Raw genomic sequence first — 13,968 nt, 5'->3', positions numbered from 1 at the left:
CCACGGACGGCCAGGCGGTGGGCGTGGCCGGTGACGATGCCCGCCGCGACGGGGACGCCCCCACCCTGCTCGGGAGCGGGTTCGCCGCCCCGTCCTCACCGCGCGTCGTCGCGACGCGCCGACGAGCCGTCCAACGGGTGATCGACCCCGAACGAACCGCAGGCCGTCTAGCCTGCGAATCACGACGAACCCTGCCGTGACGGCACCGCGGCTGCGCGTCGTGATCACCGACGGCGACGGACGACGATCGGCCTGCGACCCCGACGAGGGGTGGACGGCGGAGGGAGGCGTGGCGATGGATCGTGGCGACCCGCGCGACGTCTCCCGTGACGTCTCGTCCCGCCGCGACCCGGCCCGCCGCTTCGGGCCGTCCGCCGCCCGCCGCAGCCCCGGCCGTGCCGGCGGCCCGCCGGTCGACGATCCCCGCGACCCTCCCCGGGCCGACGAGAGCGTCACCGAGCCCGACCGCCGCCCGCCGTCGGCCCGCGGCCGGAACGGGAGCGGGTCGACCGGGTCGAACGGGTCCGGCCTGCGCCGCCGCGACCTCGCGGAGCTCTCCGCGGCGCCGTCGGGAGCCCGCCGGGGTGACGGCGCCGCGCCGCCGTCGGACCGCCCACGCCGCCCCGCGCCGGCCGACCGGGACCGCGATCGGGATCCCCGCGACCGCGACCCGCGCGACCGCGACCCCCGCGACCGCGATCCCCGTGACCGGCCCCTGCGCGACCCCGGCCGGCCGCGCACGCCGGACCGGGACAGGGACGGGAACAGGGACCGGGACAGGGAGCGCGGCCGCCCGGCCCCGCCGCCCCCTCGCCCGCCCGGCACGACGCGCCCGCCGCGCGACGCCGAGCCCCCGGACGACCGCGGCGGACGGCGCTCGCTCGCGCGCACGGTGCGCCTCGGTCTCGTGGTGATCTCGGTGCTGGTGTTCGCGCTGTCCGGCACGGCGTGGGCCGCGCTCTCGGGCAGCATCAGCGGCTCGAGCGCCCTGGGCAACGGGCCGGTCGGCAACGCCGCCGACGGCGCCACGGACATCCTGCTCGTCGGCGTCGACAGCCGCACCGACGCGCAGGGCCAGCCGCTCCCCAACGACGTCCTGCGCGAGCTCGGTGCCGGCGCCGCGGACGGCGTGATCAACACCGACACGATGATGCTGGTCCGCGTCCCCAACGACGGCAGCCGCGCGGTCGCGTTCTCGATCCCGCGCGACAGCTACGTCAACATCCCCGGGGCCTTCCGTCGCGACAAGATCAATTCAGCATATCCCGGCGCGAAGGCCGAGGAGGCCAACCGGCTCGTGCAGTCCGGGGTCACCGACCCGCGCGAGGTCGACGTCCGCTCGTCCGAAGCGGGCCGCCAGGAGCTGGTGCGCGCGGTCGGCGACCTCACCGGCCTGACCGTCGACCACTTCGCCGAGGTCAACCTCCTGGGCTTCTACACGCTGACCAACGCCATCGGCGGCGTCGACGTGTGCCTCAAGAACCCGGTCGACGACGACCTCTCCGGCGCCCGCTTCCCCGCCGGCCCGCGCACGGTCGCCGGGCACGACGCGCTCGCCTTCGTCCGCCAGCGCCACGGCCTGCCCAACGGCGACCTCGACCGCGTGCGGCGCCAGCAGGCGTTCCTGGCCTCGATGTCGCGCAAGGTGCTCTCGAGCGGCACGCTCGGCGACCCCATCACCCTGAGCCGGCTGCTCGACGCCGTGCGCCAGTCGGTGGTGCTCGACGGCAACTGGGACCTGCTGCAGTTCGCCCGGCAGATGCAGGACGTCAGCGCCGGCGCCGTCGCGTTCCTCACGATCCCCACCAACGGCACCCGCAACATCGACGGCCGCGGCGAGGTCCTCGACGTCGACCCGTCCGAGGTCCGCACCTTCGTCAACGACGCCATCGGCCCCGAGGACTCCGCGGACGCCAACGACGAGGGCCCGGCGCCCGCGACGATCCCGGTCGACGTCCGCAACGCCTCGGACACCCAGGGGGCGGCGGCCCGCGTCGTCGCCGTCCTCTCCGCCCAGGGCTACGCCCGCACCGTCGCCGGCAACGCCGAGGCGCCGGCGCCGCGCTCGGAGGTGCTGTTCGGGCCGGCCGGCGACGGCGGCGGCGCCCGCGTGGCGCGCAGCCTCGGCGACCTCCCCACCCGCTTCGACCCCACGGTGCCGCCGAACTCGGTGCGCGTCCTGCTCGGCGCCGACTACCGCGGACCGGGCGCCGCCGCCCCGGCGCCGGCGCCGTCGAGCGGGTTCTCCACGGACTCCGACGAGGCCCCGGCCGTCGCGCCACCGCCGCAGCCGGCGATCACCGCCGACGGCGTCCCCTGCATCGATTAGCGATAGCGTCGGCGCCGATGACCGTCACCGACGCCCTGCTCGCCCCGCTGCTCGCCGGCGACCCCGCCAAGCCGCTGATCACCTTCTACGACGACGCCACCGGCGAGCGCATCGAGCTCTCCGGCGCGACGTTCGGCAACTGGGTGGCGAAGACCGCCAACCTGCTGCGCGACGAGTGCGACGTCGAGCCGGGCACGCCGGTCGCGGTGCTGCTGCCCGCGCACTGGCAGACCGCGGCCGCGCTGTGCGCGATCTGGTCGTGCGGCGCGGAGGCCGTCGCCGACCCCGCCGGCGCCGAGGTCGCGCTCGCCGCCGCCGACACCCTCGAGCAGGCCGCGGGCGCGGGGCTCGTCGTCGGCTTCTCGCTCGACGCGTTCGGACAGGGGCTCGGCGACGCACTCCCGAAGGGGGCGGTCGACTACGCCACCGAGGTCCGCGTGCACGGCGACCACTTCGACCCGCTCGCCCCGGTCCCCGACGACGCCCCCGCGCTGGCGGGCACCGACGTCGCCGGCGTCGTCGCCACCGCCCGGGCCCGCGCCGCCGAACTGGGGCTGGGTCCCGACGACCGTGTGCTCTCCACCGCCGCGTGGCCCCTCGCCCTGTCGGGCGGGCTCGTCGACGGCTTCCTCGCCGTGCTCGCCGCCGGCGCCTCGCTGGTCCAGGTGCGCCACCCCGCCGGCGACCAGGAGCGCCGCGCCGGCACCGAGAAGGTCACCCGGGTGCTCGACGCCTGATTTCCGGGAGAGCGTGCTCGCCCGGATGCGCGCACCCCGGAACAACGAACGGCGCTCTCGCTGCTTCGGAAGCAACGAGAGCGCCGTTCGTTCGTCCTGGCGCGTGCCGTGGCTCAGCGAGCCACCCGGATCAGGCCTGCGGCTGCTGCGGGTAGTTCTGCTGCGGCGGGTACTGCTGCTGCGGCTGCTGGTAGCCGCCCTGCTGCGGGTAGCCCTGCTGCGGGCCGGCCTGCGGGTAGCCCTGCTGCGGGTAGCCACCCTGCGGGTAGCCGCCGGCGACCTCCTGCTTCGGGTTCATGCCGTACTGGTTGACGCCCGGCGTGCCGTCGAGGCACATGAAGACGAGCAGCACGATGCCGCCGACGAACGGGATGAGCGCGATCAGCACCCACCATCCGGTGCGGTCGGTGTCGTGCAGACGACGGACGGTCACGGCCAGCGTCGGGATGAGCACCGCCAGGGCGTAGAGACCCTGGAGGAGACCCGGCGAGTAGAAGTACGTGCCACCGGAGCCGTACACGGACGCCGTGCCGATGACGGTGTCGATGATGCCCAGCACGATCGACGCGATCGCGCTGAACAGCGTGAACATCCAGAACTCGGTGCGACGCGCACGCCCGTTGAAGTCGGCGTACTGCTTGAGCACCTTCAGGTACCACTGCATGGGGGACCTCTCACGGAGCGTGGGGAGAGATCGCGGTCATCGCGGCCTCTTTCGCCCGGCTAGGCTAGCTCCCCATACGCTCCGTGACGAGTACCCCGAACGGGCTACTTCTTCAGCAGCGCCCGCGCCATCACCATGCGCTGGATCTGGTTGGTGCCCTCGTAGATCTGGGTGATCTTGGCGTCGCGCATCATCCGCTCCACCGGGAAGTCGACGGTGTAGCCGGCGCCGCCGAAGATCTGCACCGCGTCGGTGGTCACCGACATCGCCGTGTCCGAGGCGAAGCACTTCGACGCCGAGGCGATGAGGCCCATCTTCTCGCCGCGCTCGGCCCGCGCCGCGGCCGCGTAGACGAGGTGGCGGGCGGCCTCGGTGTTCATGGCCATGTCGGCGAGCATGAACTGCAGGCCCTGGAAGTCGGCGATGCTCTTCCCGAACTGCTGGCGCTCGCGGGCGTAGTCGACCGCCGCGTCGAGCGCGCCCTGGGCGATGCCGACGGCCTGCGCCCCGATGGTCGGGCGGGTGTGGTCGAGGGTGGCGAACGCCGTCTTCAGGCCCGTCCCGGGCTCGCCGATGATCCGGTCGCCGGGGATGCGGCAGTTCTCGAAGTAGATCTCGGTGGTCGGCGAGCCCTTGATCCCGAGCTTGTGCTCCTTCGGGCCGACCGAGAAGCCCGGGTCGTCCTTGTGCACCACGAACGCCGAGATGCCGTTGGCGCCCTTGTCCGGGTCGGTCTTCGCCATGACGGTGTACCAGTCGGAGATGCCGCCGTTGGTGATCCAGCACTTGGTGCCGTTGAGCACCCAGTCCGCACCGTCCTGCTGCGCGCGCGTGCGCATGGAGACGGTGTCCGAGCCCGCCTCGCGCTCGGAGAGGGCGTAGCTGATCATCGACTGGCCCGAGGCGATCGTCGGCAGCACCTGCTGCTTCAGCTCCTCGGAGCCCGACAGGATGATCGGCATCGAGCCGAGCTTGTTCACCGCCGGGATCAGCGAGGCCGACGCGTCGACGCGCGCGACCTCCTCGATGACCATGCAGGCCACGATGGAGTCGGCGCCCTCGCCCCCGTACTGCTCGGGGATGTGGATCGCGTGGAACCCGTTCTGCACGAGGGCCGTGCGCGCCTCCTCGGGGAAGCGCGGCGTCAGGTCGACCTCCGCGGCGTGCGGGGCGATCTCCTTCTCCGCCAGGGCGCGGATCGACTCGCGCAGCGCGTCGCGCTCCTCGCCGAGGCTGTACAGGTCGAAGTCCGGGTCCACGGGGTTCCTCCACACACGATGGCGTTGCGGGCCCAGGATACTCGGACGTCCTACCGTCGGGGGACCTCGCGATCCCCCGACGGCGTGTGGTCCCCGCTACCCACGGTCGGCGGTGACCGGTTCGGGTGCGCGGCGCGCGAAGGCGGGCGCCCGCTCGGGGCGCAGGCCGACGCCGATGAGGTAGGCCGGGATGATCGTCGCCGGCGGGAACGCGGCCATGAGGCGCCGGATCGGCGCGGGCGGGCCCCCGCGGCGCCCCTTCCCCCGGGTCGAGCTCCGCTTCGCTGCGTCTCCGGCGAGGACGGGCCGCACGATCCCGCGGTGCATGACGCGCTGCAGCGCCTGCACGGCGACCGTCGGCCAGAGCCGGCGGCGGCGCACGCGGTCCAGGTCGGCCGCGGTGAGCGTGCCGTCACGCAACGGCTCCGCGAGCAGCGTCGCGGCCGCCACCGCGTCCTGCACGGCGAGGTTGATGCCCACCCCGCCGATCGGCGACATCGCGTGCGCGGCGTCGCCGAGGCAGAGCAGGCCGGGGACGTGCCAGCGGCGCAGGCGGTCGAGGCGGACGGACAGGAAGCGGACGTCGTCCATGCTCTCCAGGGCGTCGACCCGGTCGGCGAGGTCGGGCGCGATCGCGGCGACGTCGGCCCGGAAGGCCTCGATCCCGCGCGCCCGCAGCGCGGCCTCCTCGCCCTTGCGCGTCATGTACGCGACCTGGAAGTAGCCCTCGCGCGGGATGACGACGGCCATGCGGCCCTCGCCGATGCGCGGGGTCAGCGCGGGGGCGTCCTCGTCGGCCCGGCGCGGCAGCCGGAACCACCACGCGTCCATCGGGCACGGGAAGTCGACGACCTCGAGGCCCGCCTCGGCCCGCGCGGTGGAGCCCCGCCCGTCGCAGGCCACCACGAGGTCCGCGGCGAGCTCACCGGCGGCGCCGTCGGCGGTGCGCCAGGTGACGCCGGTGACGGCACCGTCGGCGTCGCGCCGCAGCCCCGTCACCTCGGTGCTCATCCGGAGCGTGAACGTCGGCTCGGCCGCGCCGGCGTCGGCGAGCAGGTCGAGGAGGTCCCACTGCGGGACCATCGCGATGTACGGGTGCCCGACGCGGCCCTCGAGACGGCGCAGGTCGCCGACCACGAGGGTCTCGCCGTGCTCGCCGACCGGGAACCCGATCCGGTCCAGGCGACTCTGCGGCAGCGCCGCGAAGCGCTCGCCGAGGCCCAGCTCGTCGAGCAGGTCGAGCGTCGTCGGGTGCACGGTGTCGCCGCGGAAGTCGCGCAGGAAGTCGGCGTGCTTCTCCAGCACGGTGACCTCGACACCGGCCCGGGCGAGCAGCAGCCCGAGCACCATCCCCGCCGGCCCGCCCCCGGCCACACACACCGTCGTGCGCTCCACGGTCCCCACCTCCACTGATCTCAACGTGTGTTGAATCCGAGTGTGGACCCGTCGGACACGGAAATCAACCAACGTTGAATAACGCTAGGATGCGGCGGTGCCCCGGACCGAGAGCCCCCGCCGCGGTCGCCGTCCCGGCGACTCCGGCACGCGGGAGGCGATCCTCGACGCGGCGCGGGCCCGCTTCAGTTCCGCGGGCTTCCGCGCCGCGACGGTCCGCGCGATCGCGGGCGACGCCGGGGTCGACCCGGCGCTGGTCATGCACTACTTCGGGTCGAAGCAGGGCCTGTTCGTCGCGGCGATGGAGTTCCCGCTCGACCCGGCCGAGGTCGTGCCCCGGCTCGTCGCCCCGGGCGTCGACGGGCTGGGCGAGCGGCTGGTCCGGTTCCTGCTGTCGGTCATCGACGAGCTCGGGGACGCCAACCCGATGCTGGGGCTGGTGCGCTCGGCGGTCGGGCACCCCGACGCGGCGCGGATGATGCGCGAGTTCCTCGGCGAGGCGATCCTCGACCGGGTCGCCGCCGCCGTCAGCGACATCGTGGGGGCCGACCGCCCGCGCCTGCGCGCCGACCTGTGCGCGTCACAGATCGTCGGGATCCTCGTGGCGCGCCAGATCCTCGAGCTGCCGGAGCTGGCGGCCGCCGACCGGGAGACGCTGATCGGGGTCTACGGCCGCACGATCCAGGGCTACCTGACGGGGCCGCTCGACTCGTCATGAGCCCGCGCCGCGAGCGCCTCGTCCTTCGCGGCGACGGTCTCGGCGAGCCCCGTCTGGAAGCGCTCCATCGCCCGGGCCAGCGACGGGTCCGACGCGCCCAGCATCCGCACGGCCAGCAGGCCGGCGTTGCGCGCCCCGCCGATCGACACCGTGGCGACCGGCACGCCCGCGGGCATCTGCACGATCGAGAGCAGCGAGTCCATGCCGTCGAGGTGCTGGAGGGGCACAGGGACGCCGATCACCGGCAGCACCGTCGCCGACGCGACCATGCCCGGCAGGTGGGCCGCGCCGCCCGCGCCCGCGATCACGGCGCGCAGCCCGCGCCCGGCGGCCGCGGCGGCCCAGTCCAGCATCACGCGCGGCGTGCGGTGGGCCGAGAGCACCCGGGCCTCCCACGGCACGTCGAACTCGTCGAGGGCCTCGGCGGCCGCGCGCATCGTCGGCCAGTCGGAGTCGCTGCCCATGACGATGCCGACGACGGGGGCCTTGGACTCGGTCACTGGTGGGGGTCCCATCCGTCGCTCCACACGCCGGTGGAGAGGTGGTCGGCGGCCAGCCGGGCGCGGGTCCGCACGTCGTCGAGCTCGTCGCCGCGCACGGTGACGTGGCCGACCTTGCGCCCGGGCCGCTCGGCTTTGCCGTAGAGGTGCACGCGCGCCTCGGGGAAGCGGGCGAGGGTGTGGTGCAGGCGCTCGTCGACGCCGGTGGCGGGGACCGGGTCACCGCCGAGGACGTTCGCCATCACCGTGACGGGCGCGGTGGTCGCCGTGGCGCCGAGGGGGTAGTCGAGCACGGCGCGCAGGTGCTGCTCGAACTGCGAGGTCACCGAGCCCTCGATCGTCCAGTGCGCCGAGTTGTGGGGCCGCATGGCGAGCTCGTTGACGACGAGGCCGTCCGCGGTCTCGAAGAGCTCCACCGCGAGCAGCCCGACGACGCCGAGCGCCGCGGCGACGCGCAGCGCGAGCTCCTCGGCCTCCTCGGCGCGCTCGGGATCGAGGCCGGGCGCGGGGGCGAGGACCTCGGTGCAGATGCCCTGCTCCTGGACGGTCTCGACCACCGGCCACACCGCCGCCTGCCCGAACGGGGAGCGCGCGAGGACCGCGGCGAGCTCGCGGCGCAGCGCCACCCGCTGCTCGACCATGAGCGGCGTGCCGGCGGCGAGGAGCTCGGTGACCGTGGTCTTCGCGGCGTCGGCGTCGTCGAGCACCCACACCCCGCGCCCGTCGTAACCCCCGCGGACGGCCTTGAGCACCACCGGCCAGGAGTGCTCGGCGGCGAACGCGGTGACGTCCTCGACGGAGCTCACCGGGGCGAACGGGGGCACCGGCTCGCCGAGGTCGCGCAGCCGGGTGCGCATCACGAGCTTGTCCTGGGCGTGGAGCAGGGCGTCCGGGCCCGGGTGGACGGCGACGCCCTCGGCGACGAGGGCGCGCAGGTGCTCGCCGGGCACGTGCTCGTGGTCGAAGGTCAGGGCCTCGGCGCCGGCGGCCGCGCGGCGCAGGGCGTCGAGGTCGGTGTGCTCGCCCAGCACGACGTCGGGCGCCACCAGCGCCGCGGGCTCGCCCGGGCCCGTCGCGAGGACCCGCAGCGACTGGCCCAGCGCGATCGCGGCCTGGTGGGTCATACGCGCGAGCTGGCCGCCGCCGATCATCGTCACCACGGGCAGGCCGGTGCGCTCGTCCACGGTCGGAGGACGATACGGGCTGGTCAGGTGTGATCCGGGTCCGGCTCCTGCCCCCGCAGCCGCTCGAGGAGCGCGCACGCCCCCTCGTGGGTGGCGGGCAGGCGCGCGATCCGCACCGACGGCGAGCCGACCATCCCCTCCGCGGCCGCGAGCCGCCGGGTCAGCAGGCGGCGGAGCACCGCCGCGCGCTCGGCCAGGCCCTCGCGCGGGGCCAGCACGACGACGGTGCCGCGCCCGACGACCGCGAGCGACTCGCCGGCGTCGAACACCACGCCGGCGGCCTCGCCGGCGATCGAGAGCGGGGCGACGCGGCGCCAGTCGCGGACGTCGAGCGCGAGGACCACCAGCGCGAGCTCGTCGCCGGCGGAGCGGCCGTGGGCCCGCGCGGCGCGGTAGACCTCGGCGAGGCGCGTGCGCAGGTAGCGGACGCTCGCGAGCCCCGAGAGCGGGTCGACGGCCGCGGTCTCGGCGATGTCGCCGCACGCCACGTCGGTCCAGGCCAGCGAGACGGCGCGCAGGAGGCGCACGCCGTCCGGACCGCGTCCCTCCGTCCGGCCCTCCGACCGGGCGTCCACGACCGCCGCACCGTCGACGTCCCCCGCCCCCGAGACGGCGGTGCTCAGGGCGGCGAGGTCGGTGAGCGTCTCGGCGAGGCCGACGCCGGCACCCGCGCGGGCACCGGCCCAGCGGGCGAGCGCGCGCTCGACGGCGTGGTCGCGGGCGGCGCGGCTGTCGTGGCGGGCGGTCGCGACCGCGCAGACCGCGTCCACCGCGGCGTCCGGCCACTCCGCCGCGGCCGCCCACCCGAGGGCGCTGCTGCACGCGAACCAGCGTTCCCGCAGCGCAGCGGCCCGCTCGGGACGCGGGACCGCGCTGTCGACCGCGCCGGTGTCGATCTCGTCGCGCGCCTGCGTCGCCCCGTCGATGCTGCTGACGTCCATCCCCCGGCCGGCCTCCTGTCGTGGGTTCCCGGCAGGAGAGACGCGCGGGGCCGTCGCCCATGACGGTGACGGTCACCGATTCGGCCGTAGGGAGCACGCAACACTCGACCGGACGGGTGAGGGGGTGAGGACTCGTGTCCGTGGACGATGCCGACGACGGGCGCGGTGCCGACGGGGATCCCCGCAGCGACGCCGAGCTCATCGCCCGCCTGCGCGGCCGCGGCGCGGACCAGGACTCGACCGCCGCCTTCGCGACGCTCTACGCGCGCCACCAGCACGCGGCCCGGTGGCTGGCGCGCCAGCTCGCGCGCTCCTCCGCCGACGCCGACGACCTCGTCGCGGGCGCCTTCACCCGCCTGCTCGAGGTCCTGCGTGCCGGCCGGGGCCCGACCGAGGCGTTCCGCGCCTACCTGCTGACCTCGGTGCGCCACCTCGCCTACGACCGCAGCCGCGCGGAACGGCGCCTCGACCTCACCGACGACATCACCGACGTCCACGGCATCGACCCCGACGGCACCGTCGTCCCCTTCACCGACCCCGCCCTCGCGGGCCTCGAGCGCACGATGGCGGCGCGGGCGTTCGCGACGCTGCCCGAGCGCTGGCAGGCCGTGCTCTGGCACCTCGAGGTCGAGGGCGACAGCCCCGCCGACATCGCGCCGCTCTTCGGGCTCACCGCGAACGCCGTCTCCGCGCTCGGCTACCGCGCCCGCGAGGGGCTGCGCCAGGCGTACCTGCAGGAGCACCTCGAGTCCGGCACCGGGCGCTGGGACCGGCGCCACCGCGAGACCGGTCAGAAGCTCGGCGCCTACACCCGCGGCGGGCTGGCGCGCCGGGAGGCCGAGCGCGTCGAGTCCCACCTCGCCGAGTGCGCCGAGTGCCGCGCGCTCGCCGACGAGCTGCGCGACGTCAACGCCGGCATGGTCCGCTCGGTGGTGGCGCCGCTCGTGCTCGGCGCGGGCCTCGTCGGCTACCTGGCCTCGCGCGGCACGACCGGCCCGTGGACGTTCCAGGCGTCGACGGGCGAGCTCGCCGTCGCGGGCGGCGGCGCGCTGGGCGTGCTCGGCGCCCTGTCCGGCCTGACCGGGATCACCCCGCGCCCCGCCGTCCCGACGCCGATGCGCACGGCCGGCGTCGTGACCCTCGCCGGCGCGGTGGGCGTGGCGGCGTTCGTGCTCGGTGACGCCGTCGCGCCGCCGGCGCCGCCACCGGTGCAGGCCGGGCCCCTGCTCCGGCCGCCCGCGGCACTGCCCGCGGTCCCCCCGATCCTGCCGCCGGGGACGCTCCCACCGGCCGCGCCGCCCGCCGGCGCGTCGGCTGCTCCCCGGTCCCCGGCGGCTCCCGCGCCCGGACGCACCGCGGACTCCGAGCGGGCGTCCCCGGACGCGGCGCTGGCGCTGCCGGGGCTGTTCGAGGACGAGCCCTCCTCGCGGTCGCGCACGGCCCGTCCCCGGACGTCCCGTCCGACGGCGGCTCCCGCACCCACGGCGACACGGACGCCCGCCCCGGACCGCGGCGACCTCGCCCTGCTCGCCCGGCGCGCGGACGTGGCCCGGTCCGGCGGCGACTGCCTCGTCACCGCACGGCTGCCCGTGCTCGACACGGAGGGCGTGATCTGCCGGACCGGCACCGCGTCGCGGGAGGCGTCACTAGACTCGCCGCGATGACCGAGGTCCGCTACCTGCCGGGATGGGCCGCGCGGCTCGTCGGTCGGCACGGCGAGCTGGTCAAGTTCGCGACGGTCGGGGCGATCACCTTCGTGGTCGACACCGCCGTGTTCGTCACCGCCAAGTCCACGGTGCTCGAGCCCAAGCCCGTCACCGCGAAGATCGTGGCGGTGCTCGTCGCGACGATCGTCGGCTACGTGCTCAACCGCGAGTGGTCGTTCCGCCTGCGCGGGGGCCGCGGACGCCCCCGCGAGGCGCTGCTCTACTTCGCCGTGTCGGGCGTCGCGCTGGCGATCAACGCCGCGCCGCTGGGCGTCTCCCGCTACGTCCTCGACCTCGCCCAGCCCGCCGTGTCGTCGCTGACCGAGCACGTCGCGGACCTCGTGAGCGCCCAGATCATCGGGACCCTCCTCGCGATGGTCTTCCGCTGGTGGGCGTTCCGCCGCTGGGTGTTCCCGGACGAGGTCGGTCCCCTGCGCTGAGGGTCCCGGCCCCGCGGGCGAGCACCACGACCGCGCCGCACGCCGCCACGGCCGCCACCACGACCGGCGGCCCGGTCCCGGCGAGCGCCTCGCCGAGCACCACCACCCCCAGCACCGCGGCGACCACCGGCTCGCCCGCCGCCACCACGGGCAGCGAGGCCGGGAGCGGCCCGGCGCGGTAGGCAAGCTGCTGCGCGGCGGTGCCCGCGAGCAGCACCACCGCGGCCGTCGCCGTCTCCCACGCCCCGAGCACCGCCGCCCAGCCCAGCGGGACGAGCGCCACGACCGTCGTCGTCAGCGCCGCCCCGAGCCCGTAGGCGAGCGCGGCGGGGACGCCGAACAGCACCGCGCGGACGGGCCCAGGCCGCGCGCGGCGGGCGGCGACGAGCGCGGCGGCCCCGAGCCCCACCAGGACCAGCGCCGGCGCCCACGTCGTGAGCGGGACCCGGTCGGCCCCGCGCACCGGCCGGCCGAGCGCGACGAGCACCGCCAGCGCCACGGTGAGCACCACCCCGGCCACCACCTCCCCGTGCCGCGGCCGGCGCCCCGCCGCCCGGGCACCGCCGAGGAGCGCGACGAGCACCGACACCGCCATCAGCGGCTGGACGAGGAGCAGGGGACCGAACGCCCGGGCGGCGAGGAGCACGAGGAACCCGCCCGTGTCCGCCGCCGCCCCCGCGAGCCACCGGCGCCGCTGCACCAGGGCCGCGAAGAATCCGGCGCCGCGGTCCGGCGTCGTCGCGGCCGCGGTCTGCTGCAGCACCGCCGACGCCCCGACCAGCAGCGCCGCGACCAGCGCCAGCGCGGTGGCGAGGAGGGTCACGCCGCCATGATCCGCAGCTCGGCGTACGCCGGGACGAGGACCCGCCGGGCCGCGCGGCGAGACGTGACCCGCCACGGCCGTCCGGACGCCAGCAGCGCGTGCAGGAGGGCGGCGAGCTCGGCCTTCGCGAGCGCCGACCCGAGGCACTGGTGGCGCCCGGCGCCGAACCAGAGCTGCCGGGTGGCGGGGTCGTAGGGGCGGTCGAGGTCGAAGCCGCCCGCGGCGTTGTCGACGGTGTGGGTCAGGACGAGCAGGCGGTCGCCGGCGCATAGACGAGCGGACCCGAGGGAGGTGTCGCCCGTGACGTGCCGGCCGACGACCGGCGCGGGCGTGCTGACGCGCAGGCCCTCGCGCACCGCGTCGGGCACGAGGCCGGGCTCGGCGAGCAGGCGCGGCGCGGTGCCGGTGTCCGCGACGAGGGCGACGGTGCGCGCCATGGCGCTCGCGGCCGTGCCGGTGCCCGCGACGGCCATGAGGACCGCCAGCCCCTCGGTCTCGCGCAGGCCCAGGCCGACGGCGCGGCAGCGGCCGAGCAGCCGGTCCTCGCCGGCGTGCGCCCACCCGTCGGCCACCCCGGCGGTGAGCTTGCCGACCAGCGCGCGGGCCGTCGCGAGGGTCGCGGGGTCGAGGTGGGTGGAGGCGCCGGTGCCCAGCGCCAGCGCGGCGAGGCGCTCGGCGGTGGCGAAGCGCTCCCGGGCGGTGTCGTCGGTCGGGTCGTCCGTGGTGTCGGGCAGGCCCAGGAGGTCGGCGACGAGGCAGCCGGTGAGCACGCGGGCGAGGTCGGCGACGTCGAGCTCCGCGCCCGCGGCGAGGGTCGCGGTGGCCTCGGCGAGGCGCGGCGCGAGGACCCGGTCGACGTGCGCGCGGCCCGACGTCTCGGTGAACACGTCGCGCACCCGGGCCCGCAGCGCCGCGTGGCCGGGGCCGTCGAAGAGCTCGGTGACCCAGTCGCCGAGGACCTGCGCCCACAGGTGCCCGACCCCGCCCTCGCCGAGCTCGCTGGTGTGCGCGTGGTCGTTCAGCGCCCGCCGCGCGAGCACCGGGTCGGCGACCAGCCACCCCACCCGCGGCACGCGACGGACCGGCCCGGTCCACCGCCCGGCCCGCAGCAGGGCCCACAGCGCCGGGCGTGATCGGAACAGCAGCCATGATTCGTGACGCTGTGCGGTGGTCATGTCAGTATTTCTCCCCTGCCGGGGAGGGCCCGGGGAAGGGTGAGATCACTCGGTATGACCGCCCTTCCCCCCGGTGCCGCATGATCGCGCTCTCGCC

Annotated in this window: 13 protein-coding genes; 5 read left to right on the top strand and 8 right to left on the bottom strand. The window is 76.1% G+C overall.

Annotation, left to right across the window (positions count from 1 at the left end):
• The first annotated feature begins 295 nt into the window (after positions 1–295).
• Positions 296–2,329, top strand: coding sequence for an LCP family protein (locus tag EV188_RS01125; protein WP_243741507.1), 2,034 nt, complete (start codon positions 296–298; stop codon positions 2,327–2,329).
• Positions 2,330–2,346: 17 nt separating this feature from the next.
• The gene (locus tag EV188_RS01120) at positions 2,347–3,066 is read left to right on the top strand and encodes a TIGR03089 family protein (protein ID WP_133824410.1); all 720 of its coding nucleotides are present in this window, start codon (positions 2,347–2,349) and stop codon (positions 3,064–3,066) included.
• A 130-nt stretch (positions 3,067–3,196) separates the two neighbouring features.
• Here EV188_RS01120 and EV188_RS01115 read toward each other — a convergent pair whose 3' ends face one another.
• The 3 genes from EV188_RS01115 to EV188_RS01105 all read right to left on the bottom strand — a co-directional run bounded on the left by EV188_RS01115 (position 3,197) and on the right by EV188_RS01105 (position 6,393).
• Positions 3,197–3,730 carry a DUF805 domain-containing protein gene (locus tag EV188_RS01115; protein WP_133824409.1) on the bottom strand — a complete coding sequence of 178 codons (534 nt, stop codon included), beginning with the start codon at positions 3,728–3,730 and terminating at the stop codon, positions 3,197–3,199.
• Between the two features lie 104 nt (positions 3,731–3,834).
• Complete coding sequence (locus tag EV188_RS01110; protein ID WP_243741395.1) at positions 3,835–4,989, bottom strand: acyl-CoA dehydrogenase; 1,155 nt, start codon at positions 4,987–4,989, stop codon at positions 3,835–3,837.
• A gap of 96 nt (positions 4,990–5,085) precedes the next feature.
• On the bottom strand, positions 5,086–6,393 hold the full coding sequence (locus tag EV188_RS01105; protein ID WP_133825319.1) for an FAD-dependent oxidoreductase: 1,308 nt from the start codon (positions 6,391–6,393) through the stop codon (positions 5,086–5,088).
• A gap of 88 nt (positions 6,394–6,481) precedes the next feature.
• Here EV188_RS01105 and EV188_RS01100 point away from each other — a divergent pair, with 88 nt between their 5' ends.
• Complete coding sequence (locus tag EV188_RS01100; protein ID WP_133824407.1) at positions 6,482–7,102, top strand: TetR/AcrR family transcriptional regulator; 621 nt, start codon at positions 6,482–6,484, stop codon at positions 7,100–7,102.
• On the opposite strand, the gene purE is transcribed toward EV188_RS01100, so the two are convergent.
• Genes purE through EV188_RS01085 form a run of 3 tightly spaced genes read right to left on the bottom strand, consistent with a single transcriptional unit; the run spans position 7,072 to position 9,727 of the window.
• Entirely contained in the window at positions 7,072–7,617 is a 546-nt protein-coding gene (gene purE, locus EV188_RS01095) for a 5-(carboxyamino)imidazole ribonucleotide mutase (RefSeq protein WP_208113930.1), read from the bottom strand. The two genes, EV188_RS01100 and purE, sit on opposite strands and share 31 nt — an antisense overlap.
• Positions 7,599–8,786: a 5-(carboxyamino)imidazole ribonucleotide synthase gene (locus tag EV188_RS01090; RefSeq protein WP_133824406.1), complete on the bottom strand. Its 1,188-nt coding sequence runs from the start codon at positions 8,784–8,786 to the stop codon at positions 7,599–7,601. Before EV188_RS01090 ends, purE begins: the two co-directional genes overlap by 19 nt.
• 23 nt (positions 8,787–8,809) lie before the next feature.
• Positions 8,810–9,727 (bottom strand): GGDEF domain-containing protein, encoded by a 918-nt coding sequence (locus EV188_RS01085; RefSeq protein WP_133824405.1) that lies wholly within the window; start codon positions 9,725–9,727, stop codon positions 8,810–8,812.
• A 140-nt stretch (positions 9,728–9,867) separates the two neighbouring features.
• On the opposite strand from EV188_RS01085, the gene EV188_RS32105 reads away from it, so the two are divergent.
• Together EV188_RS32105 and EV188_RS01075 are read left to right on the top strand one after the other, a co-directional pair.
• On the top strand, positions 9,868–11,391 hold the full coding sequence (locus EV188_RS32105; protein WP_208113929.1) for a sigma-70 family RNA polymerase sigma factor: 1,524 nt from the start codon (positions 9,868–9,870) through the stop codon (positions 11,389–11,391).
• Positions 11,388–11,873 carry a GtrA family protein gene (locus EV188_RS01075; protein ID WP_133824404.1) on the top strand — a complete coding sequence of 162 codons (486 nt, stop codon included), beginning with the start codon at positions 11,388–11,390 and terminating at the stop codon, positions 11,871–11,873. Before EV188_RS32105 ends, EV188_RS01075 begins: the two co-directional genes overlap by 4 nt.
• Here the strand turns inward: EV188_RS01075 and EV188_RS01070 are convergent.
• Complete coding sequence (locus tag EV188_RS01070) at positions 11,788–12,696, bottom strand: DMT family transporter (protein ID WP_133824403.1); 909 nt, start codon at positions 12,694–12,696, stop codon at positions 11,788–11,790. The two genes, EV188_RS01075 and EV188_RS01070, sit on opposite strands and share 86 nt — an antisense overlap.
• A complete protein-coding gene (locus EV188_RS01065) occupies positions 12,693–13,871 on the bottom strand; it encodes a cytochrome P450 (RefSeq protein WP_133824402.1) in 1,179 nt (392 codons plus the stop codon). The genes EV188_RS01070 and EV188_RS01065 overlap by 4 nt, the downstream gene beginning before the upstream one ends.
• Positions 13,872–13,968: the final 97 nt, after the last annotated feature.

Source organism: Actinomycetospora succinea (genome assembly GCF_004363095.1).
Lineage (GTDB): Bacteria > Actinomycetota > Actinomycetes > Mycobacteriales > Pseudonocardiaceae > Actinomycetospora > Actinomycetospora succinea.
The sequence above is the reverse complement of the archived record's forward strand: the minus strand, read 5'-3'. Positions and strand labels throughout refer to the sequence as shown.